The organism is Paludibacter jiangxiensis (genome assembly GCF_001618385.1).
GTDB lineage: Bacteria > Bacteroidota > Bacteroidia > Bacteroidales > Paludibacteraceae > Microbacter > Microbacter jiangxiensis.
In genome coordinates this window covers 114,922-137,674 of sequence record NZ_BDCR01000003.1, presented here as the reverse complement: position 1 = coordinate 137,674, position 22,753 = coordinate 114,922, and the positions used below count along the sequence as shown (strand labels likewise).

The following is a 22,753-nucleotide window of genomic DNA, read 5'->3' as shown; positions in this document are numbered from 1 at the left end:
GTAGAGGCTATTTGCAGACGACTTCTATGGTGTGTTGCAACAATTCAAACCCTCCGGCCTCTCCGTGTCCGGGAATCACGATGCGGGCAGATTGAAATCTTGCCATCACTTTTTTGATAGTAGCAGGCCAGGCTTTTACGTCTGCATCCGAGAGATTGCCTTTGGTATTTGCCTTCATCTCTTTTACCATGCAGCCGGCAAACAATATTTTTTCGGATGGAATCCATACCACGATATTGTCTGTGGAATGGCCTTTACCCGGATAATAACATTCTACCCTTTTGTTACCAAGATGCAGAATCAGCGAATCTTTGAATCCTTTATCCGGAACGGGAAGGTGATGTTGTTTGGCAAGAGCGATGGTCATCTGGTTGGCATACGATGGAATGTGACGTGTTTTGAGGTAGCCAAGCCCTCCCATACAGTCCTCATGCCAGTGGTTGGGTACGAATCCGGCAAATCTGACATGTAGCGAATCCTCCACCCATTTTACCAATGTCCTTGTTTGAGTGTTGTTGGCAGGAGTGTCGAAAAGGAATGCTTTGCCTTTTTCAATAAAAATCAATCCGTTAGATGAAACCATCCCGAATGAGCCCATAGAAGCCCTCGACACGTGAATATAGGCGTTGGGTGAAAGCCGGATCAGATCAATGTCGTCGGAAATTTTGATTTTATTTGTTGCGTTTTGTCCCGCTACCGGACTTTGCAACAATATGAGAATAAACAGGATAATTGATCTTATTTTCATTATAACCGGATTTCTTTTTTTAATAAATCAGTAAGTGAACCTTGAAGGTTAGCGAAACGGAATTGAAAGCCTGACTCAATTAGTTTTTCGGACGAAACACGGCTTCCGGTTAATAGCATTTCGGACATTGGCCCCAAAGCTAATTTGAGCACGGTGGATGGTATTTTCGGAAGACGGATTTTTTTGTGCAACACCCGGGCAATGGCTTCCATTAGCTCTCGGTTGGTTGCATGCTCCGGAGCTACTGCATTATAAGCTCCTTGCATGGTTGCATCCTCAATGGCTTTCAGATAGATATGGCACAAATCGTCAATGTGTATCCAAGGCATATATTGATTGCCAGAGCCTAAGGGAGCACCAAGTCCGAGGGCTACAGGCTTTTTTATCTTCTCGAGAGCTCCTCCCGCAGAGGTTAAGGCAATTCCGGTTCTGATTTTGACAACTCTGATTGCGAGTTCCTGAAAACGGTCAACTTCGCTTTCCCACTGGCGACAGGTATGGCCCAAAAAGTCGTTTGCCGCCGGATCTGTCTCGGTAAAGATATGCGATGAAGTGACGGCACCATAATATCCTATGGCAGAAGCTGAAATAAAAGCTGCGGGTTTATGCGAGCTTTTCGATATGGCATCGAAAAGAAGCTGTGTTGGCAGAATCCTGCTGGAGATAATCTCTTTTTTGCGTTCTTCCGTCCATCGTTTTGCCCCTATGTTTTCTCCGGCAAGGTGGATGATATAGTCGGCCGAAGTGATAGCTTTCGGGTCGATAATTTGTTTGTCGATGTCCCAGAAATAGACAGGAAATTCTTCCGAATGCTTGCCCGAACGACTCAGCAGGGCAACCGTGTGGCCTTTTTCTTTGAGAAACCGCGAGAGATAATTGCCGATAAGACCAGTGCCACCGGTAATGAGGATTGTTGCCATAGTAATAAGGTTATAGACAAAAGAACAGATTTCAAAGTTGAATAATTTCTTTGTCAAAAGCAAATTTTAATTCATAAAAAAGCCCTTTGAGCGATAGAGCATCAAAGGGCTTTCGTTTATTTATGAGTAGCTTGTTTATTCGCTCAGGAATATGTAACGGGCTACTACCAGTGCGAAGAGCAGGTACATCATCCAGTGTACTTTCTTGCCCTGACCGGTTACAACTTTCAAAATTGTATAGAAAACAATACCGCCTGCAATACCATTTGCGATGCTATAAGTGAAAGGCATCAGGGCAAAAGTCATGAATGCAGGAAAACCTTCGGTAAAGTCTTTGAAGTCGATATCAACGATAGACGAGGCCATCAAAACACCCACGATAATCAATGCGGGAGCAGTGGCAGCATCAGGAATCAGCTGAGCCAGCGGAGCAATCAACAGCGCCAACAGGAAGAGCAAACCGGTGGTGATGGCGGTAAGACCTGTGCGGCCACCTTCGCCGATACCGGCTGCACTTTCCACGTACGTGGTGATGGTTGATGTTCCCATCAATGCACCAAACGATACCCCGATAGCATCTACCAGCATCGCTTTTCCGATTTTGGGAGAGTTACCGTCTTTGTCGATCAGGCCTGCTTTGTTGGCAGTTCCGACCAGCGTTCCGAATGTATCGAACAATTCAACGAAAGTAAAGGTGAACACTACCGTCCAGATACCCATGCTGAATGCGCCTTTGATGTCGAGTGCGCCAACTGCCAGGTTGTGGAAATCGGGCAATGCAAAGAAGGTGAAGTTAGCCGGAATAACGGTAACACCCATTGGAATTCCGATCAGGGTGGTAACCACGATACCGATTAATAAAGCTCCTTTTATTTTACGGGCCATCAAAATGGCTGTGATGGTAAGGCCGATGATGCAGAGTAACATGGATGGATTCTTGAAAGAACCGATACCAACATTCCACTCGAAGAATTTCAGCAGCGCATGACCGCCGTTTTTACCCATTGCATCCATTGTAGGTTGAATAGCAGCTGTGCTAACGGTCATTACTTCGGAAAGCTTCAACCCAATGATGGTGATAAACAACCCGATACCGACCGTAATTGCCAGTTTCATGGAGGTAGGAACGGCTACAACCAGTATTTGTCGGACGCGGGTTACCGTGAGAATGATAAAGATGATACCCGAAATAAATACAGCGCCCAGCCCTACTTGCCATGACATCATACCAACACCTGCTACGGCAACGGTAGCAAACAGTGCGTTGAGACCCATACCAGGAGCCAATGCCATCGGGAAGTTGGCAATCAGACCCATTGCGATAGTTACGATACCTGCACCAACGGCAGTAGCGAAGAACACGGCATTTTTATCCATTCCGGTTACCGAAAGAATGTTCGGATTAAGGAACAAGATATATGCCATCGTCATAAATGTGGTGACACCGGCAATCACCTCCGTGCGAACGTTGGTTTTATTGTCGGTGAGCTTGAAAAAACGATCCAGCATAATAGTTTGTTTATAAATGGTTTATTGAGATAATGATCTAATGTCTTTACTCTTTTGTTTTTATTCTTTGCTCTGCAATTAGAATGTCCATTTAGCGGCCAGAGTCGGATCGAAATAGAATTTTCTGTTACCGGCAAAGCTGCAGCTCAGGTCAATTTCGCTACCTACAGAGAAGTGGCTGTCTACGTTGTACCAGAACTGAGGTTGAGAAACAAACACATATTTGCTGGTTCTGCCATCAGCATATGAATTGTCTTCTTTCCAGAAATCGGCAAAACCACTGGCTGTAAATTTGTCTTTGAAGAATTTCAATGTCCAAACACCGGTGAGCTGGAACGAAGCTTTGTTTTTGTCGCGGATCGTCTTGTACATAGCCTGAAGCGTGAAGATTTTAGAGAAATCGGCTGTGTTCCATGTGTACTGTCCACCAAACAACCATGCATCGTTAATGGTGTAGGCTCCGTTTCCTACCGGAGTATAATACTGACCTAAACCGCCATCATATTCTACGTGGATTTCGAACGGTGATTTCCAGAATTTGATGCCGCGGGAGATTTCCCAATAAGCAGAGCTGACACCTTTTACACTTCCAACACCATAATCCATATCAACGAAGAAATAGTTGCTACCGTGATTGTCGGTTTTGAACATTTCGACGGTTGAAGTGAGGTGTTTTTCGCCATTTTTGAAATGGTAAAGAGCCTGCACATCGGTCTGCGCATTCATGGTTACAGCTGCCATTAATACTACAGCTAAAGTCAGAATTTTTTTCATAATTGGTTTTTGAAGGTGAATGATAAATTAAAAAACAGCCAGAATATGAGTCTCATAAAATGGCTGTCAGAAAAATTAATTGGAATTGCAAAGGTGCAAATTTTATTTTAATTACAAAACAGGGCTAAAATTAGTATTTGTTTTAAATAACTTTTATTGAGTTGAAAATATAGTCCTCATGGAAGCGAATATTGATACAACAGCCCGTCTTGACGTTCTCTACAAATGCCCCTGCTTTCGATAGCTTGTTTCAAGATAGTTTCTCAATTCTTCCGTTGGGGTAAAATACACTGTGTGACCACAGGGGATGTAGTCTTTTTTTATAACATAGTCCACGTTGGTGCATTTCAGGTATTTCAATTGTTCTGCCAGAACTTTCACCTTGCTGGTGGAATTTGAAATACTTATGTAGTAAAGCGAATCTTTTTTGCCTCCAAACCGGATGTATGCTCCCGCAATGAAAGAAAACCGTTCGGAGTCGCTTGTAAAAATGTCGGTCTTCACACTTCCAGTATAAACTGATTCGAAATATTTTGAGTGAAAATCAGGTGTTTTTGCTAATGAGTCAAGATTTAATGTTTTGAAATCGGCTTTTCCGCAATAAGTGCCACGACCAGAAGGCTGAAAATCATAGAAATCGTTTATTTTTTGTGATAGAAGCGTTGACCGCAATTCTAATCTGCCCGTTTGGGGGCTTGTCGCCAAAGCCAAATCCGGATAACTGTTTTTGTAGATTGAATCAAGCACGGACACAAGAGGTTTTTCATTCGGATAATACTCATCAACCCGATTGGCTACCTCGCTGTATTTGTCCCTTCCCATGTAATCGTTTAGAGTCCCCAAAAGAAAATAATCGTTGTTGATTTTAATGTCAGACGATTGTCCAAAGCAATGGAATGCACAAAAAAGAAGCGGAATGAAAAGCAGCGATTTCATAAAGTAATAATTTTCATTTGGTATAGCATGGCAGTAAATTTTAGCAAATTTCAATCACTCGTTATTGCAAAGTCGACGCAACTTTCATCAGAACTTCTTTATCAACAGGGTATGTTTTACAGTCGAATCGGGTTTGCTGACGGGTATCCGATAATTTCCCGAAGGTTTTACACACGGCATTTTTTCCATTTCAAGGGGTCTATTCATTGCAAGATTCAGATTTCCGCCTTTCAAGTCCGGAAGTTGTAAGCGGTTATTGCCTCCCTGATTATTTAATTTCCATTCAGAGTTGCCATCTTTCCATGTGTAGTTTGCTGGCTGGTTGTTTTTTAATGCCCTTTGATAAAGAGCAGAGTCTGGTTGAAGCAACTTGTTGCGGAATACGATGACGCGTTGAGCAAATGCCGGCAAAAAACATCCGGCCATCAAAACGGCTACTACTAAAATTTTCTTCATAATAAATAATTTTATTGGTGTGGGCAAACTGCTCTGTTCAGGTATCATTTAATCTTGGAATGCCCGCTTTCTTGCGTGCTTTTACTCTATTGGGTTAGTTTTCGAATCATCCCTTTGAAAATGAAACTATGAAAAGGAAGAACTGTAAACCAGTATAAACGTCCCATTAAGCCTTTTGGTCGGAATGTCGCTGTTTGTATCAATTTATTTTCAACAATTCTGAACTCCAGCCATGCTTCACCCGGCAATTTCATTTCGGCAAACAGCAGTAAGCGGCCTTCCGTTTTGTCTGCATACAATACTCTCCAAAAGTCCAATGCATCCCCAACGTTTAATGAATTGGTCGACGTACGACCTCTTCTTAAACCAACACCACCGGCTATCTTATCGAGGATTCCCCTTATGCGCCATAGCCAATTGGCATAATACCACCCATTTTCGCCTCCAATACACCATATTTTGTTGGTACACTCGTCCCTGTCAATGACTGCTTTTTCTCTAATGTCCTGAAAACATCCAAAAGTTGGGACAGTAATAAATTCTGATATATTCAGGTTAAAACTGCTACTTATGAAAGCATCTTTCCAACTGGAGACGACCTCATTGCTTTCAATTTTACTAAATGCTCTTTCTAATGCGGTCTGGTAGTCGATGGGTTCGACCTCCAGTATTTTATTAATATCATTATTACGGCAAACGACTTCTACTTTCATACTATTTACGAGGGCAACAGCCAGTTTGTACGATGTTGAAGTTACAAAATACAACCAGTACGACGATAATTTAGGCGTCATAACAGGGACAATCAAAATGTGCCGTTTTAATTTTCTGACACCTGCAAATTTCAACAGCATTTCTTTATAGGTCAAAATATCAGGTCCTCCTATATCAAAATTTTTATTGAATGTTTGGGGGTTGAATATTGTCTTCGAGAGAATGTTGATCACATCTGATATTGCTATTGGCTGACATCGCGTGTTTAACCATTTCGGAGCAACCATGACAGGCAGCTTTTCTACCAGATCACGCATTATCTCGAAGGATGCACTTCCCGATCCGATAATAATACCAGCTCTGAGGGTCGTAAAATGATAGTGCCCTTTACTAAGTTCCAGTTCAACATTTTTTCTTGATAACAGGTGCTTTGACAATGTCGTTTCATTCACTATTCCACTTAAATAAACAACATGGCGCACACTGGTTTGAGCCATTGCGTTCCTGAAATTTTCTGCCGATTTCTGTTCCTGAATATGATAGTCGGATGATGACGACATAGAATGAACCAGATAAAAGGCTCCATCTATCTCTTTGGGGATATTTGCCAGCGAATCATTATCGAGCAAGTCGACCTGAATTACCTGTATTCTTGATTTTAATGATTCCGGAACAGAGAATCTCTTAATGTCCCTAACACAGCAAATTACATAATGCCCGTTTTCAATTAACACAGGTAGCAGCCGTTTTCCAATGTATCCGGAAGATCCGGTTAGAAGTATTTTCATTTTGTTTCAATTAAAAACAACGACCTAAGCTCTGTCTGTTTGCAAAAGCAGTTCTCTATTCGCTACTATAAACATATACCACTTCTTCTATTCCATCTTTGCAGAACGTTTTGACCGGATGCATTCCTATCTTCGACGCAACCCTCTGCGAAGCCTTGTTTCCCACCTCCGAATAGGAGTAAACCGACTGATAGCCTAATCGTTCAATGGCATATCTTTTACAGGCTTCAGCCGCTTCAGTGGCATAGCCCGCATTGCAGTATTTTTTGATGATATGAAACCCAATTTCCGGCAAAATTTCACCATCGATGTTCTGCAAGGTAATTCCACAATCTCCCAGAAACTGATTATCGGCTTTTCGTATGACAGCCCACAATCCAAATCCGTCACTGTTATAGCGTTTTATATTGCGATCTATCCACTCCATAACCTCCTCCTGTGAAAACGGATGTGGATAATGCCTCATGGATTCCGGATCAGACAAGACCAACGAAAGATCGGAGGTATCCTCCTGTGTTAAGAGCCTAAGATATAGCCGGGGTGTTTCAATGATCATTTGTATAAGGTAAATAAAGTCACTATTGCGCTTGTTTCTCTCTATTACGGATCATTTGATTCTCTTTTAATCAGGCACCAGGGGAGAGCATTTGTCCTATTTGTGCTCTCAGGGGCTTGCAAGTCTACTCTAATATTTTCACAATTTGTGAGAACCCTTTATCCTGAGCGATTTCAATTGCTGTTTGACCTTTGTTATTTTTGATAGTTTTATCAGCCCCCTTTTCAATTAAGTATTTAACGACGTCAGTTCTACCACCTGAACATGCATTGATTAAAGGCGTTTCACCGTCTTTATCGATTATGTTAAAGTTTGCTCCAAGCTGAATTAATAGTTTGACAATATCAATATGTCCTTTAAGGCTAGCCGCAGATAAAGCTGTTCCTTTGTCCTCAGCTTTAGCCTCAATCTGAGCGCCTTGTTTGATTAAGAGTTGTACAACGTCAATATACCCATTTCTTGCAGCTTGTCTTAAGGGCGCTAAATTGTATTTGTTCTTGCAATAATTCACATCAGCGCCATATTTACAAAGCAATTTGGCTGATTCTACTGAGCCATTTTCGCTACAAAGAAAAATCGGGGTTGTCCCTCCATCTGTCGGAGCATTTGGATTAGCGCCATTCTTTAATAAAAGATTCATTGCTAAAGTGTCACTCATTAGCGTTGCTTTCCATAGTGGAGTTATTCCGTCAGAGTTGGTTTTGTTGATCTTTGATTTGTTTGCAGCAAGTTCTTCTATTTTACTGTAATCCTTTTGTTCAATCGCTTTGAAAATTGATTGAGAATATACGTTACAAGTAATTAGAAAAGAGATTAAGAGAAGATAATTTGTTTTCATGGAGTAAATATTTTTGTTTGAGGTGCTCCTGTTGAGTGTATTTGCTGTTGCCTGGCAATTAATTGTATATCAGATATTTTTTTATTTCGTCGGAGATTTGTATACTTGCGCCATCGGGGACTTTCTTTCGGACGTTAGTTTATCTGAAAAAGAAACGTCCGTTAGATATTATTTGACCATTAGAATCATAATCGAAGATGCATGTATCTGTATTCGTGTAATTTACCACGTCGTTATAAAAATGAACTTCTCTATATTCTCTGAAATTATTTTTAGACAGCGATCTGTAAAAGAAATTATCTAACAATTGTAATCTTTTAAAGATATTTGTCGAGTTGTCATAATTTGCAAATGTCCTTACAATTTTTTCCCCTTTATTTACGCCATTTCTTTGTTCAACATATTCTGTTTTGGATAAATTTCCGCTCGTATCAAAATAAAATTTTTCAGAATAAGTTGTCACATAATCATTTGGGTCAGATGAATCATAAGGCATATTTGGAAAACTGGTTTTTATTTCAGACAATTTATTATTTACATAGATAAAAGTTTGTTTTTTCAATCCGTAATTATTGTTGCTCGGAATTTCCTTGGAATTGATTTGATTTTCAGAATTTAAGGTGAAATATCGGGTGTTTTTTTGAACGGTAAAATCAGTAGAAGAAGAAAAGTCTTCAACAGTGACAGTATTATTTCTATAAGTCAACGTAGTATAAATGTTATCAGTAAAAAAGCTTCTGTAGCCTGTTGAACTTGGAGCTTGTATAAAACTGCCTGTTTGTTTTATTAGTCTTTTGTTTGTGTCATATTCATAAGTAATTTTGAAATCAGACTGATTATAGAGCGATATGTTAGAATATAAAACAGTTACGTTTATTTGAATAAGCTCCGGGGCGTCATCTGTAGGATTGTCAGGATTTTCTTCCATTTTCGAACATGAAATAAGAATGACCCCAAGTAATAAAAATTTCATTATGTTTTTCATATCCTTTGTTTTGTGGCGAATGGATGTAATAGGTATTATCTCGGTCTTTAAAGTTGATCTCTTGTTTTTGTAGATGTTTCTTAAAATCAGATTGTTGGACTAAACTAGCGACTATGTTCTTGTTCAAATAAAAGTTCTTGTTTTTGAGAGACAAGGCAAGAATCGTGCTTTTTATATCCGACGAAGTCAGAACCATATGTTGAACCTCAATTGGACTTACAGGTTACATTGAACGGCGTTGGCTGTTTATTTATTCGTAAAACGCATGTGTTTCTTTACTTCATCTACGTTGTTTTGCGAAGTCAACATTTCCAAGAGCTTAAATGCGACATCTAATCCGGAGGCAGGGCCGGTCGAGGTAATAATATTTCTATCAATAACTATATGCTTATCCTGTACGTTGACGCCAAATTCAGCAAGGTAGTCTCTCCCATAAATATCCGTTAAATCGTATGTGGTTGCCATTCGATCCTTTAAAACACCGGATTTTGCAACCGGTGCAGCGGCGGCGCAAACCGCTGCAATTATTTTATTGTCTTTGTCAAAACTGCGTATTACATCCTGAAATCGTTCATCAAATACATCTTCATAATATCCTGAATTTTTGAATCCACCAGGAATTGCTAAAGCGTCATATTCATCAAAGTCTACGTTGTCAAATTCAATCTCCGGACGAACAATTAGATTCCACTTGCATTTAATCTCAGGTCTGAGTGCCGTGGATATCATATCTACAGGTTCGTTTCCTAACTCCCTGCTCCAACCAATCACATCGGTGAATACTCCGGCTTCATATTCTTCGAATCCTTGAGAAAGAAACAGTAATACTTTTTTATTTTGCATGTCTGTTTATTTTCAGCACTCGTATTTGGCTTGCCATAACGTTGGCGGTATGGCAACTAATCAGTTACAAATGGCACATCCCTATACTCTTTGCGGCGACAGATTGATGATCTCCGGTACGAGAAGCCTCATTCAAATGTTCCTACTAATTTAAAATATGTCCCGACAGCTCCGCCTGTTATTGTAAATGAATTTTCTGTTACATTATCTCTTTGAAAGCCAAACGCTTCTCCAACAAAGGCACTGTTAGCTAAGCAATAAATTTTGCCGTCTATGTCTTTGGCCATCACACTAAACAAATAACCATTGCTTTCTCCATAATAAGGATTGTGAACAAGTGCTTTATTTATGATAAATTTTTGGTCAGGATAGAAGGTAATCGGATCTTTCGGCCGGTAGGTCTGATTGCTGATATTTTTGACAATTGGAGATGTGTATAATACCGGACATTTAGGATAAATGCCAATCGGATCCATCGTCTTATCCGTAAACTGTTGAATTTGGAAATATATATCAACATTTGAATTAGTTGTCGGCCACCCCTGAGTTGTATTCGTAGGATCCCAGTAAACAGCTGAAATTTCTATTCGCTTTAGAACTCTATCTAATACGACAATTTTTTTTGATGTTGTTCGAAAACTTCCGTTACTATTTTTGGCAATAAGTTTTAGGGTATAAGTCCCGGATTTTGGGTAGGACACTAAAAATTCATTTTCTTTCGAAGTGCGACCATCTCCCAGATCCCATAGGACCGAATCTGCATTGATTGAATTATTGGTAACCCGAAATTCATTAAAAGTCCCGACTTTCAGAGTGCTAATTGTATCTCCGTTAAGAGAAAAGGACGAAACAGGCGCTATTGCATCGTTGCTGCAACTATAAATTGCAGCCATTAAAATTACCAAAACAATAAATTTATATTTCATAGTTTCATTTTTACTTGATTTATATTTCAAAAAATGGTTCATTTATTTTCATAGTAGCTCCGGCAGCACGTGATGCCCTGCACTAATCGTGCGGCAGCGGAGGTGTTCTTTTGTTCAGGATCACATATCCGCCGATGCGACCGTTTGCTACATATCCGAGGTGTCGGAAGGAACAATGTTAGTTGCAGCAACAGATTTAGTTGTCAATTGTTTTTAAGAATTCTATAGTTTTTTCATTTATTTCACGTAATCTAATTTCATTATATGAAACGCCAAGTTGCTCATGTATCTTAGTGGGATCAATAAAATATTGAGTACCTTCCGAATACAATACTTTACTTTTTATTAGAGAAGCAAGTACCTTTTTACCAACAGTATAGCCAGTCACTCGTTCATCCTCAATTTTCTCTCTAAAACGCCCCATTCGTCCTTTACTATGGGACCTAAATAATGCAATTATTTTTCTAAGTTTTAGATATTTTTCCTTCAACATAGGATCTAATTTGGCAAGAGTATCACTATTCAAAAAACTGTCAGAGAAAGGAAATTCAGGACGTTCCACCGAAATAATTTGAAATTTTTGATTTTTATCAAGATGACTTAATACCGTTGGATTTTGACCTTTAGAATAATCAATTTTACATTCGTCACATTCGAAAATTACACCAACAGAATCTTTAATGCCTTTTTCCAGTATAAATTCGTTTGAATTAATTGTTATTCTATGACAATTAATAGTTACGGGAGATATCAATTCACAGCGGTTTCCATCAAGCAATATGTTTATTGGTGAGTTTATGGACGCATTTGATATAGAATTGCCGAGATACAAATCAGCATTCTTATCAACAATCATTTCGAAATTGTATTGGTCTTCTCTATCACTTAAGGCAAACTCAACATCGCAAATTACGTGTTCATCTGAACAACGCTTTTCCTCGATATTAATTGATGAATATGCAAATTTATCATCTAGTGATTTTAACGAATTATACAAGTATGGGAAAAAGCTACTTTCGATATTCTTTGCATTATCAAGTTTATCGTAAATAAAGAACAACATAAATGCGTCTTTATACTTTAGTTTTAAATACTCGTAAACAGATTCTTTATAAATTGGATTTAATATTAATCTTGCAATGATGTAACTTTCAAATACTGCATTTTGAATTTTAGAGCCTTCTAAAAATGGATGTTCTTTTATCCAATCTGCAATTTTTTCTTCATATTGGCCATTAAATTGCGTGTCTTCTGTTAAGCTAATAGAAAAAGATTTAGTTAATTGCAAATGCAGAAGTCTTGCACACTGTTCGTCAATTGAATATGCTTTTTCATTTACCAACTCGCAAAATCTTTCATCTCTATGTTTTAATAAATTGGGCAAAAGTTGTAGCTTTATCTTTTCTTCTTTATCTCTTTGCAAAATATATTCAACAATCGAAATTATTAAATCAACACCCTTGTCTTCTTTTTGAGATAATTCTTCAAAAAGTCCTTTATAATTAGATTCTTTTTGCAATAATTTTGTGATTGATAATAGAACTGGGGCATAACCTATAAACGATTTATATTGTTTTTTATTTACCTCTGATTGACTTTGAAAAAAACCTTCAACTGATTGAATAATAAAGTCTCGTAATACTTTATATTGCTGAATATACTTCTGTTCATTGATTTGTTTATCAATAAAATCTTTTGCTTGGTCAACTGTGAATGGTTCAATACTCAAAAGTTTTGCTTCAATATTTTTCTCATCAAAATAAAACATGCAATGTTCCATTACCTGAGTTCTACCAAGCAAAATAAAAGGAGTTCCTTTTGAATCCGAACTGATCTCAACTATTTCGTCCAAAAAAGAATTAAAACCTTGGACTGTTGTTTTAATATATCCCTCGTCTAATGCATCTATGATCAGTGTAGATTGGCCTGATTTCAATTTTTCAACAAATTTGCCAAGTTCTAAATGACCTAAACAATCGAAAAACAAGCCAGTTAAAGAATTACTTGCAACAGGACTGTGATTGCTTAAATTAAAAATTGGCATTTTTAGACTTGCTGATAAATAATTTGTTAATTCGCTTTTCCCCGTTGCTCCAGCTGCTGATATTAGTATTACTTTTGGCGAAATGCCTTGCTGAACATTACTATATAATTCACTAAATAATGGTTGTACATATTTAGGGTTTACTTCTTCATTAATGGAAAATGAAGAAATATTTTTCTTTATCGCCTTTGCTTCAAAAGGTACAAGTCCATTTTCAATTGAATTTATCAATCTGAAAAGGCTGAGAGATTCGTTACTCATTTCAATTGGTGATTTATTGTGTTTAGAATATAAATAAAGTCAGATTTGTATTTTACAAAGAATTTCTCCTGCGAACATTCGTAAATTTTCGACTTAGAATATTCGATTACTGTTTTGATTTATAGTTGTATGTGTTGTTTTTGACTTCTAGGTATCTATTGCGCTTACGAATGTTTTCAACAGAATGCAATATCGTTTAGTTCTCGTGGCACTTTAGTTACGCTCCAAACAAATCCATCCACAAGCGTCTCAAAGTAATCACTGCGTTTTCTGTTGTAGTCTAACTTACTTTATGGTTTTCTCGTGTTTTTGCTAAAATAAGCTGTCGTGCCAGTTTGGTTGCTGATAGTCGATATATTGTAATTGGTTGTTATTTAATGTGCTATAATGTGTTTTTTTGCCACACAGCGTTGAACCACAACAACGCATCAATGATTTGTAAATATAAAAACTTTATTTAATAAAATAAATGCTACTTAGTGGGTGAGTAGAAAAGAAGATTCTGTTGGATTAATCCGAGATTGATTAATTCAATAATTGTAGAAGATTGCTAAGCAAAATGCGTGTTTGAGGCTATCGGAGGGAGGCAAAGCTTTATGCTTCGCCTTCCCACTCGCGGTAGAATTGGTCGAGGTACTCTTCCATCACCCGATGGCGTTGTTCTGCCAGTTGGCGGGCGGTGGCGGTATTCATGCGCTCTTTCAGCAGCAGGAGTTTTTCGTAGAAATGGTTGATGGTGTGGCTTTGATTCTGCTTGTATGCCTCAAACGAGTCGTGAAGAAGTGGCGATACGTCGGGATTATACATTTCGCGCCCTTTGCTGCCGCCATACGCGAATGTACGCGCGATCCCGATGGCGCCGATGGCATCGAGCCGGTCGGCATCCTGCACCACTTTGCCCTCAATGGAGTGCATTGCGGTAGTCACGCCGGCGCCTTTGAAGGAAATGTCGCGGATAATCTGGCATACGTGGGCAATGATGTTTACGTCGACCTGTAGCGTTTGAAGCCATTCGGCAGCTCGCTGAGGGCCCACTTCGTCGTTGCCGTCGTGGAACTTCCAGTCGGCAATATCGTGCAGCAGCGCGGCCAGTTCCACCACAAACAGGTCGGCTTGCTCCTGCTTGCCGATGCGTACGGCGCTTTTCCGCACACGGTACACGTGCCACCAGTCGTGGCCGGAGCTTTCGCCGCTGAGTTGTTCTTTAATGAAGGTTGCTGTCTGGTCGATAATTTCCTGTTGATTCATTGAAATATAAGAGTAGGGTGGTGGGTAAATATATTATTTTACGATTATCTGCAAAGCGGCCTGCGCAGATTCTATTAACTCCGTCCTTTAGGGCGGAGAAGCGGGGAATGCGTATTCTGGCTTTGGCCATGACTTCTCCGATGGTCAGAAAATGCAACGTTTTCAGGGCTAAAGCCCGGTCGGCCATTTGCTTTTTAATCTCCGCCCTAAAGATACGGAGTTATGTTAATTTGATTGTGTGGTTTTTGCTGGCCATTGTGCAGATAGTCATGCTATTTTACTCCTCGTCCGAGTTGTTTTACCTTGTCGAGCCACTGCGAGCGGGTGGCTTCGGAGGCGTTTTTTACCTGTCCGAAAGCGGTGACCTTTACCGGCTTCACGCCGCAGTATTCCAGAATGCCTTTTTTGAATGCCACGATTCCGGCGTTTCGGTACATCAACGCGTTGTACCATTTGGGAGCATCCATCGTTACGATTAGCTGGGCGGTTTTTCCGGTCAGCAGCTTATCCCACAACGGTGAATTTTCTCGCGGCTGAAATGCAAAACCCGGAAGAAAGGTGCGGTCGATAAAGCCTTTGAGAAGCGCCGGTTCGGTAGCCCACCAAATCGGGTATACGAAAACCAGATGGTCGGCTTTAGCGATCAGTTCACGTGCCATCAGCAGGTCGGGCTCCAGATCGGTGCGCTTGCGGTAGCCGTGTTGCAGTATGGGGTTGAATTGTAGGTCGGCGAGATGCAGCAGGTTGTATTCGGCGCCGGACTCTTTTACTCCCGCTGCATACGCTTTGGCAAGTGCCGAGCACAAACTTTCTTTGTCGGGATGACCGTTGATGATTAATATATTTTTCATTGCGTGTAATGCTTATTTTTTTCTACCAAAAAGACGAAGCAGTTTTAAGAAAAGGTTGATGAAATCGAGGTACAACGTAAGTGCTCCGATAATGGCTTCGCGTTTGTCGTCGTCGGAGCCTTCGTTGCCGATCATATTCATTTTCTTGATTTTTTGCGTGTCGTAGGCAATCAGTCCCACAAAGATGAAAATTCCGGCGTACGTAGTGATCCAGTCAAGCGTTTCGCTTTGGTACAACAGGTTGACAAACGAAGCGATGACCAGGCCAAAAAGTGCCATTATCAGCAGATTGCCCCACCGCGTGAGGTCGGTATTGGTGAAATAACCGTATATGCTCATGACGGCAAACGTTCCGGCAGTAATAAAAAACGTGGTTGCGATGGACGACATGGTAAAGGTCAGGAAAATGACAGAGAAAGTTAATCCGTTGAGCACCGAATAGCCCAGAAACACCAGCGAGGCCACTTCGGGCGACATGCGTTTGACCCATCCGGCGAGAAATGCCACCAGGAGAAATTCGGAAATCAGTAGTCCCATGAAAACGTATTCGTTGCCCAGAAAGAGATCAATAAGATCGGGACTTGAAGCCGTCCATACCGCCACGCCGCCGGTAATGATCAGAGCCAGCGACATCCACAGGTAAACCTTGGTGATGTAACGTTGCGTTTCGGCAGCAATTTGCCTTGCAGAATATTTGTCGTTGTTTCCCATTTTTGAAGGTTAGAATGTAACGATGCAAATATATGAGCAAAAAGTTAAACGGGAAAAATATGAGGGCAGTATATATACCGGACAAGTGATCCGATAGTAATAGATCGGCAATGAATTTGTAGCGATTTGTTTATTTGCTTTATAATTAGTCACTTGTGCTTGTTTGTTGATTGATTCATGGATGAGTAAAAAACTGCGATAATGTTAAATATGTATTAAATGACTACGATCTGTTGTTATGTAAAAAGTATGTTTTTGATGATATTTATAATTTATATATTGTTTAGTATTCTGTATAATAGATAAATAACTGTGTTTGTTGAAGAGCGTTTATTTATGAGAATACGTAAATGTGCGTTATTGTAAAATATAAAATTAATTAAAATATGAGAAAAATAATATTTTTGTTTGTTTGAGTATGTATATTTGCATACGAGATAAGTGGAAAGACTTGTTTTTAAATGAGTTAATCCTCAATGAGCAGAGATGAAAATCGTATAAAAGTTCTTGTCTAATTGCATAGCGCATGTTCGGTGATAGATAACCAATAGCGTTGTAAATCTGAAGAATATAAAATATACGGTACATCAGGATTGAAAAGAATGGTAAGTTCTTCAGATTTCCTGGTGTAATATTTGTCTCTCTAAACGATAGCGATCTAATGGTTTATTTGAAGTTAAGATATTATGAGTTGTAAGAAAAATTAAAGAGGAAAAATTATTCTACTTGCATTGGAAATGACCTTAAATTCATAAAGGTTATTTTGAACATACACGAAGATGTGTTGCCTGAAGCCAAAATCCATCTGCTACTCTCAAAGATGACTATACAGAGTGTCGGTAGCAGGATGAGAAATTTTATTAAAGAGAAAAATATCAATCTGTTGAGATGCGCTCAACACAACTGAAGAGTTATGTCTAAGTTTAAGATTTGTATAGTCGATGATCAGGCCATTTTTAGGGCCGGAATTAAACAGGCACTAGTTTTGATGAAAGCAAAGTTTGAATGTGTTGAACTTGCTAATTGTACCCAATTACTGACGCAGCTGGACCGTCTGCATCCGGAAATCATTATTATGAATCTGGAATTTACTGATAGTGGTATCAGTATTACAGAACAGCTGATTAAAAACAATCCTGACATTAAGATTTTATTATTCGCAGATCATGCTAATGATGAGTTACTCATTAAATTAATTGACAATGGGTTGTTTGGCTGTTTATTGCGTACAGTAGAACCTTACGAGTTAAAGCTTGCGATTGAGATGGTGCTGACGAACCAGTGCTATTTTTCACCCCAGCTGATTAATCGAATCTTGATGCATCGTATTGTGCCTAATAAGAGTGAGAATAAAAGAAATATGCATGATGCATCTCTGACTATCAGAGAACTCGAAATTATTCGACTGCTTTGTAAAGGTCTCGATCAACAGCAAATTGCAGAAAAGTTATTTATAAGTCCCCGTACTGTTGATGCACATAAGGCGAATATAATGTCGAAATTGGAGGTGAAAAATACTACGGGAATTATATTACATGCGATTAAGAATCATGTTATAAGAATGGAGGAATTGGTATGAATTGAATGCTACTCTACCCGGAATGGTGTACCGGTTTATAAGTGAACACTAAAAGAAAATAGCCCGCACAGTTTCAAGAACTGTAAGGGCTATTTTTGTTAGATGCGGTATTCCAAAAGATATTGTGGTATCGGAATGGAAATAAAAAAAGGACTAAATCATATTTTAGTCCCTGAGTGGAGTATAGCGGACTCGAACCGCTCACCTCGACACTGCCAGTGTCGCGCTCTAGCCAGATGAGCTAATACCCCATTGCTTTTTTAGCGGCACAAAGATACTGTTTTAATCCAAATAAAATGCTACTTTTGTGAAAATTTTTAATATGTATATCTATAATACTACATTTTGCCTGGAAGATAGCGCTTTAGATGATTGGAAAAGCTGGCTTGACGAACAGTATATTCCGATGATGACTGCCGATGGCTCCTTTACTGATGTTCGTATCTTTCGTGTCTTAGCCGAGAATGCTGGCGACTCTTTTTCTATATCGGTACAATTTTCCGTCGAAGCTTTGGTTAATGTGCAACGTTGGCAGAAGGAAAAAGAACAGCAAATGGCTTTGGATATTACACGTCGTTTCGGAACCAAAGTGCTTTATTTTTCAACCGTACTGGAGGTTTTGGTATGACCTTTGTCGCGGGTGAACGGATAATTATGGGTATCGACCCCGGGACTACCGTAATGGGGTACAGTATGCTTCGGATTGTAAATAATCGCCCATCATTATTAGCGATGGGGGTAATTGACCTTCGCAAAATATCCGACCATTATGACCGCTTGCACCGTATATTCGAGCGTACTCTTTCGCTGATTGATGAGTTTCATCCCGCAGAACTGGCAATTGAAGCTCCTTTCTTTGGCAAAAATGTGCAATCAATGCTCAAACTGGGAAGAGGGCAGGGGGTTGCCATGGCAGCGGCCCTTCATCGTAATATGGAGATTACCGAATATGCTCCTTTGAAAATTAAAATGGCAATAACCGGCAATGGAAAAGCCTCGAAAGAACAAGTGGCTGAAATGTTGCGCCGAATTCTGAATATCCCTGCAGAAGATATGCAATCGCGACTCGATGCAACTGATGCTCTCGGCGCAGCTCTTTGCCATTTCTATCAGACTAACCGTCCCGTGACTGATAAAAAATATCGTGGATGGAAAGATTTTGTGGAAAAAAACAAAGACAAAGTAGTGCGATAATGGTTAATTGTCAATGATTAATTGTTAATGATGCCTTTAGATCTTATGATATTGAACTTTTGGATTTACAGATCGCTATATTTGTGAGTCGTTTCTAAAATATTGATAAATGAATCTGAATTTTGAGGAAAGCAAAAAGAAAGTGTGGCTGAAAATAGCCTTGTTTTTGCTGGCCATTGCTTTGATCGTGGAGTTCTTTCCGCGTCAGAACCGGTTTAATTACACCTTCAGCGTGGGGAAGCCATGGCACTACGAACTGATTACCGCAGCATTCGATTTCCCTGTTTATAAAGATGCCAAACTGCTCAAAGCTGAGCAGGATAGCGTTTTGCGCCAGTATACTCCCTATTTCCGTTTTAATCCGTCGTTGTTCTCAACTAAAATGGCCGAGATGGATCGTTCCGGCTCATTGGTGTTGTCGATGGCGACTCCTTACCGTCAGTATATTCGTAAACAATTCGAATATGTTTATAGTAAGGGTATTATGCGAACCGAAGATTTTGACAGGGTGCAAAAAGAACACGTGCAGATGGTGGCAGTAGTGAAAAATAATGTAGCCACTCAGGTGCCACTGGCGGAGATGTTTACTGTGAAAACGGCTTACGAATATATCGTGGCTCATGCAACTGACGGATTAAGTAGCAGAACATTGCAGTCGTGTAACCTCAATGCGTACCTTACCGACAACCTTGTTTATGATGCTTCCGTATCGGAACAGGTAAAGTCCGATCTGCTCAGGACAGTGTCGCAGACAGAAGGTATTGTGCAGACCGGAGAGCGGATTATCGACAAAGGTGATATCGTTACCGAGTCGTCCTATCGCGTGCTTACTTCCCTGCAAACCGCGATGAACAAAGTTCAGGGAGAAACAACGCAGTCCTGGATTGTTTTGCTCGGCGAGATTCTGATTGTGACGGGTCTTATGACGCTTCTTTTTCTATACATATTCTTATTCCGGCGGCGTGAAATTTTTGCGCGCTTTAAAAATATGCTGTTCATCGTCATGATGATAGCGCTTATTGTTGGATGCGCATTTGCCGTTATTTCATTTACGAGTTTCAGCATTTACCTGGTGCCTTTTGCTTTGTTGCCGGTAATGATTTGCACGTTCTTTGATTCGCGTTCGGCGCTGTTTGCACATATCATCACTATTATGATGGTGTCATTTGTGGTGCGTTCGTCTCAGTTCGAATTCGTGGTGCTGCAAATTGCGGCGGGAATGACTGTTATCACAAGCCTGCGCGATCTGACGCAGCGTTCTCAATTGGTGCAAACCGCAGGTCTGATATTTGTGACGTATAGTGTCGGCTACCTGGGTATTTCTTTGGTGCAGGATCATAACTTCGATAAAATATTGTGGGTGCGATTCCTTTTGTTCGGTATCAATGCTCTGTTGCTCTTGTTTGCCTATGCTTTTATTTACGTGGTGGAAAAATCCTTCGGGTTCTTGTCTAACGTTACACTAATAGAGCTATCCAATATCAATAGTCCCCTGATGGTGCGGTTTTCGGAGCAGGCACCCGGGACTTTCCAGCATTCGTTACAGGTATCCAATCTGGCAACTGAAGCCGCGCAGAAAATTAATGCCAATACCTTGTTGGTGCGTACCGGAGCATTGTATCACGATATTGGAAAAATGGCCGCTCCATCCTATTTTACGGAGAACCAGGTGGGAGGTATTAATCCTCTGGAATCGTTACCTGATGAAGCAGCAGCCAAAATTGTGATTAACCACGTTACCGAGGGCGTGAAGATAGCCACCAAAAACAACCTGCCCAGTCAAATCATTCAGTTTATACGCATGCACCACGGGCAAGGAAAAGTACGCTATTTTTATCAACGCTTTTGTACTCAGTTCCCGGCTGTCACACCCAACGATGAAGCGTTCACCTATCCGGGGCCTAATCCGCGTACCAAAGAAACAGCCCTGTTGATGATGGCCGATGCAGTGGAAGCCGCTTCCCGTAGCCTGACCGAATATACAGAAGAAAGTATCTCGTGTCTGGTCGAACGTATCGTGCAGACCCAAATCAACGAGGGAGCTTTCCGTGATGCGCCGATTACCCTGCGTGACATAGAAACGGCAAAAGCCGTTTTTAAAGACAAACTCCGCAATATCTACCACAGCCGGATTGTGTACCCGGCAGCCCCACAGAAAGACCTGTAAAAACAGACCATATATAAAGAGAAAGGGACGCTGAAATAATTTCAGCGTCCCTTTCTCTTTGTCGTGTCATGAAGAATATTTATTTCTCCCTGCTATACGTATATAATATATGTCCTTTCTCGTTTATAAAATAGAGGCGGAAACGACGAGCATCGACAGAGCATAGTGTGAAGCCTGTGGCGTTCTTCCAGTATTTGGAATAAATTCCAGGAGTGATAATGCGGCCTTTCCACGTGCTGGCCCCTACTATATAATCAATATTGTCTTTCTGCTGGTGCTGGAAACTGTGCACATGACCTGAAAAATAGATATCCACCTTATACTTCTTCAATAAAGGATTGATCTTATCAAGCAGCTCGGATCCTATTCCGGTAAACAATCCGGAATGGATAATGGGGTGGTGTCCGATAACCACTTTCCAGGTTTCGTGCGATGATGCCAGTACGCTGTCGGCCCAGTGCAATTGTTTCTTTGTATCCTGATGGGCAGCATCGGCGTGTCCTCCCTTTTTTATATAGTCGGTTTGAAAGGGATTCGTGTCAAGAATCACGAAACGGATGGATGCTCCATTACCGGTCTCCTTTACAAAGGTAAAATAACGAGCAGGCATAATCCAGTGCGGATGAGTTTTTGCATATTCAAGCTGGCATTGGGGATTGCCGGTGTAGTCGTGATTGCCCAGGCCCAGGTACCAATCCATATCCTTTATATATCCGGTTTTGAAAAACTGTTCGAAATCCCATTTCCAAACGGTATCGTTGACGGTCATCGCTGCAGCACTATGAAAATTGTCTCCGCCGGAAATAATATAGCGTGGATTTACCTTCGGAGCCAATAAATTCATCTGGTCAGCCACCAGTTTTTTTGCTCCATGCCCGTTGACGGAGCCGAAATCTGTCACAAAATAGAAATTATAATCCTTGTTTGAGGGTAGAGGAAGGTGGCTTTGATGTACAAATACCCCCCCGATCCAGCATCCGAGAAGAATAATTAAGGTCAAAAGCGTTGGAAAAAGGAATATTTTTGTTCTGTTTGTTCTCATTTTATTGGTGGGATTAGAAAAAATGAAGCACAAAAGTACAATTTATTTGTCCCGTTATTCCAATTATTCGACAATAATCGCTGATTTTTGCTGTTTTCTTTCCTCGTTTTGAGTGAAACCTACGAAAAAAATGGCCTGAAATTTCCAATGGAGATAAAATTACGGGTCAATACGACGGAATCTTGGCCGACAGATGCTGCACGTTGTTCAAGCCTTTGTAATCGATTAAAAAATAGTTTGTTTGAAGCATTTTTGCGAAAAAAATGGCCTGAAATAAGATCTGAAATGATGTCGAAAATATGCTTTTAACCTACTTTGTAGTAGTCTTTTAGCATTCTATTTGCTGGTATACCAATTTTAAGTTATTGAAATACAGCATTGTAAAACAAAAATGAATTTTTTATTGCAAAAAAGTCACAAGTGATTTGGTAATGTCGGAAAAAGGGCGTTACTTTGCATCCGCTTTGAGAGACAAACACGGAGGTGTTTTTAAGGCTTAAAGCTGAGAAAGTTTTGAAAAAAAAGTTGCTGAAAAGTTTGGTAGTTCAAAATAAAGCAGTACCTTTGCAGTCCCTTTCGCTTCTAAAAAAACGAGGGGTCAAAACGAGAGATCTTTGAATATAATTGAAACAACAAAATGTAGTATAAGGAAAGGTTAGTGTG

General features: G+C 40.1%; 21 protein-coding genes and 1 tRNA gene. 4 read left to right on the top strand and 18 right to left on the bottom strand.

Annotated elements, in window-relative coordinates:
- Positions 1-7: 7 nt before the first annotated feature.
- The 16 genes from bla to PJIAN_RS06945 all read right to left on the bottom strand — a co-directional run bounded on the left by bla (position 8) and on the right by PJIAN_RS06945 (position 16,108).
- Positions 8-748, bottom strand: a complete 741-nt coding sequence (gene bla, locus PJIAN_RS07025) for a subclass B1 metallo-beta-lactamase (protein ID WP_068703493.1) — start codon at positions 746-748, stop codon at positions 8-10.
- A complete protein-coding gene (locus tag PJIAN_RS07020; protein WP_068703491.1) occupies positions 748-1,668 on the bottom strand; it encodes a TIGR01777 family oxidoreductase in 921 nt (306 codons plus the stop codon). The genes bla and PJIAN_RS07020 overlap by 1 nt, the downstream gene beginning before the upstream one ends.
- A gap of 135 nt (positions 1,669-1,803) precedes the next feature.
- Complete coding sequence (locus PJIAN_RS07015) at positions 1,804-3,177, bottom strand: NCS2 family permease (protein WP_068703489.1); 1,374 nt, start codon at positions 3,175-3,177, stop codon at positions 1,804-1,806.
- Positions 3,178-3,255: 78 nt separating this feature from the next.
- The gene (locus tag PJIAN_RS07010) at positions 3,256-3,951 is read right to left on the bottom strand and encodes a DUF5020 family protein (protein WP_068703487.1); all 696 of its coding nucleotides are present in this window, start codon (positions 3,949-3,951) and stop codon (positions 3,256-3,258) included.
- 219 nt (positions 3,952-4,170) lie between these two features.
- The gene (locus PJIAN_RS07005) at positions 4,171-4,887 is read right to left on the bottom strand and encodes a hypothetical protein (protein ID WP_153802511.1); all 717 of its coding nucleotides are present in this window, start codon (positions 4,885-4,887) and stop codon (positions 4,171-4,173) included.
- Between the two features lie 87 nt (positions 4,888-4,974).
- Complete coding sequence (locus tag PJIAN_RS07000) at positions 4,975-5,343, bottom strand: hypothetical protein (RefSeq protein ID WP_068703477.1); 369 nt, start codon at positions 5,341-5,343, stop codon at positions 4,975-4,977.
- A gap of 86 nt (positions 5,344-5,429) precedes the next feature.
- The gene (locus tag PJIAN_RS06995) at positions 5,430-6,845 is read right to left on the bottom strand and encodes an SDR family oxidoreductase (protein ID WP_068703475.1); all 1,416 of its coding nucleotides are present in this window, start codon (positions 6,843-6,845) and stop codon (positions 5,430-5,432) included.
- 55 nt (positions 6,846-6,900) lie between these two features.
- Positions 6,901-7,401 (bottom strand): GNAT family N-acetyltransferase, encoded by a 501-nt coding sequence (locus tag PJIAN_RS06990; RefSeq protein ID WP_068703473.1) that lies wholly within the window; start codon positions 7,399-7,401, stop codon positions 6,901-6,903.
- Between the two features lie 124 nt (positions 7,402-7,525).
- On the bottom strand, positions 7,526-8,239 hold the full coding sequence (locus PJIAN_RS06985; protein WP_068703471.1) for an ankyrin repeat domain-containing protein: 714 nt from the start codon (positions 8,237-8,239) through the stop codon (positions 7,526-7,528).
- A 139-nt stretch (positions 8,240-8,378) separates the two neighbouring features.
- Positions 8,379-9,224: a hypothetical protein gene (locus tag PJIAN_RS06980; protein WP_153802510.1), complete on the bottom strand. Its 846-nt coding sequence runs from the start codon at positions 9,222-9,224 to the stop codon at positions 8,379-8,381.
- A 246-nt stretch (positions 9,225-9,470) separates the two neighbouring features.
- Complete coding sequence (locus PJIAN_RS06970; RefSeq protein ID WP_068703465.1) at positions 9,471-10,067, bottom strand: DJ-1/PfpI family protein; 597 nt, start codon at positions 10,065-10,067, stop codon at positions 9,471-9,473.
- A 128-nt stretch (positions 10,068-10,195) separates the two neighbouring features.
- Positions 10,196-10,993, bottom strand: a complete 798-nt coding sequence (locus PJIAN_RS06965) for a PKD domain-containing protein (protein ID WP_068703463.1) — start codon at positions 10,991-10,993, stop codon at positions 10,196-10,198.
- Between the two features lie 196 nt (positions 10,994-11,189).
- Entirely contained in the window at positions 11,190-13,298 is a 2,109-nt protein-coding gene (locus tag PJIAN_RS06960) for a hypothetical protein (protein ID WP_068703461.1), read from the bottom strand.
- A gap of 594 nt (positions 13,299-13,892) precedes the next feature.
- The gene (locus PJIAN_RS06955) at positions 13,893-14,546 is read right to left on the bottom strand and encodes an HD domain-containing protein (protein ID WP_068703460.1); all 654 of its coding nucleotides are present in this window, start codon (positions 14,544-14,546) and stop codon (positions 13,893-13,895) included.
- A 272-nt stretch (positions 14,547-14,818) separates the two neighbouring features.
- Complete coding sequence (locus tag PJIAN_RS06950) at positions 14,819-15,397, bottom strand: NAD(P)H-dependent oxidoreductase (RefSeq protein WP_068703458.1); 579 nt, start codon at positions 15,395-15,397, stop codon at positions 14,819-14,821.
- A gap of 12 nt (positions 15,398-15,409) precedes the next feature.
- Positions 15,410-16,108: a Bax inhibitor-1/YccA family protein gene (locus tag PJIAN_RS06945; protein WP_068703456.1), complete on the bottom strand. Its 699-nt coding sequence runs from the start codon at positions 16,106-16,108 to the stop codon at positions 15,410-15,412.
- Between the two features lie 913 nt (positions 16,109-17,021).
- On the opposite strand from PJIAN_RS06945, the gene PJIAN_RS06940 reads away from it, so the two are divergent.
- Positions 17,022-17,687, top strand: a complete 666-nt coding sequence (locus tag PJIAN_RS06940; protein WP_068703454.1) for a response regulator transcription factor — start codon at positions 17,022-17,024, stop codon at positions 17,685-17,687.
- 177 nt (positions 17,688-17,864) lie between these two features.
- Here the strand turns inward: PJIAN_RS06940 and PJIAN_RS06935 are convergent.
- Positions 17,865-17,938, bottom strand: a tRNA-Ala gene (locus PJIAN_RS06935).
- 56 nt (positions 17,939-17,994) lie between these two features.
- Between PJIAN_RS06935 and PJIAN_RS06930 the strand changes: the two genes are divergently transcribed.
- The 3 genes from PJIAN_RS06930 (at position 17,995) to PJIAN_RS06920 (ending at position 21,048) form a co-directional block, all read left to right on the top strand.
- Positions 17,995-18,315 (top strand): DUF4286 family protein, encoded by a 321-nt coding sequence (locus PJIAN_RS06930; protein WP_153802509.1) that lies wholly within the window; start codon positions 17,995-17,997, stop codon positions 18,313-18,315.
- Positions 18,312-18,881 carry a crossover junction endodeoxyribonuclease RuvC gene (gene ruvC / locus PJIAN_RS06925; protein ID WP_068703449.1) on the top strand — a complete coding sequence of 190 codons (570 nt, stop codon included), beginning with the start codon at positions 18,312-18,314 and terminating at the stop codon, positions 18,879-18,881. Before PJIAN_RS06930 ends, ruvC begins: the two co-directional genes overlap by 4 nt.
- Positions 18,882-18,990: 109 nt before the next feature.
- A complete protein-coding gene (locus PJIAN_RS06920) occupies positions 18,991-21,048 on the top strand; it encodes an HD family phosphohydrolase (RefSeq protein ID WP_068703447.1) in 2,058 nt (685 codons plus the stop codon).
- 79 nt (positions 21,049-21,127) lie between these two features.
- Here PJIAN_RS06920 and PJIAN_RS06915 read toward each other — a convergent pair whose 3' ends face one another.
- Positions 21,128-22,090: a metallophosphoesterase gene (locus tag PJIAN_RS06915; protein ID WP_068703445.1), complete on the bottom strand. Its 963-nt coding sequence runs from the start codon at positions 22,088-22,090 to the stop codon at positions 21,128-21,130.
- Positions 22,091-22,753: the final 663 nt, after the last annotated feature.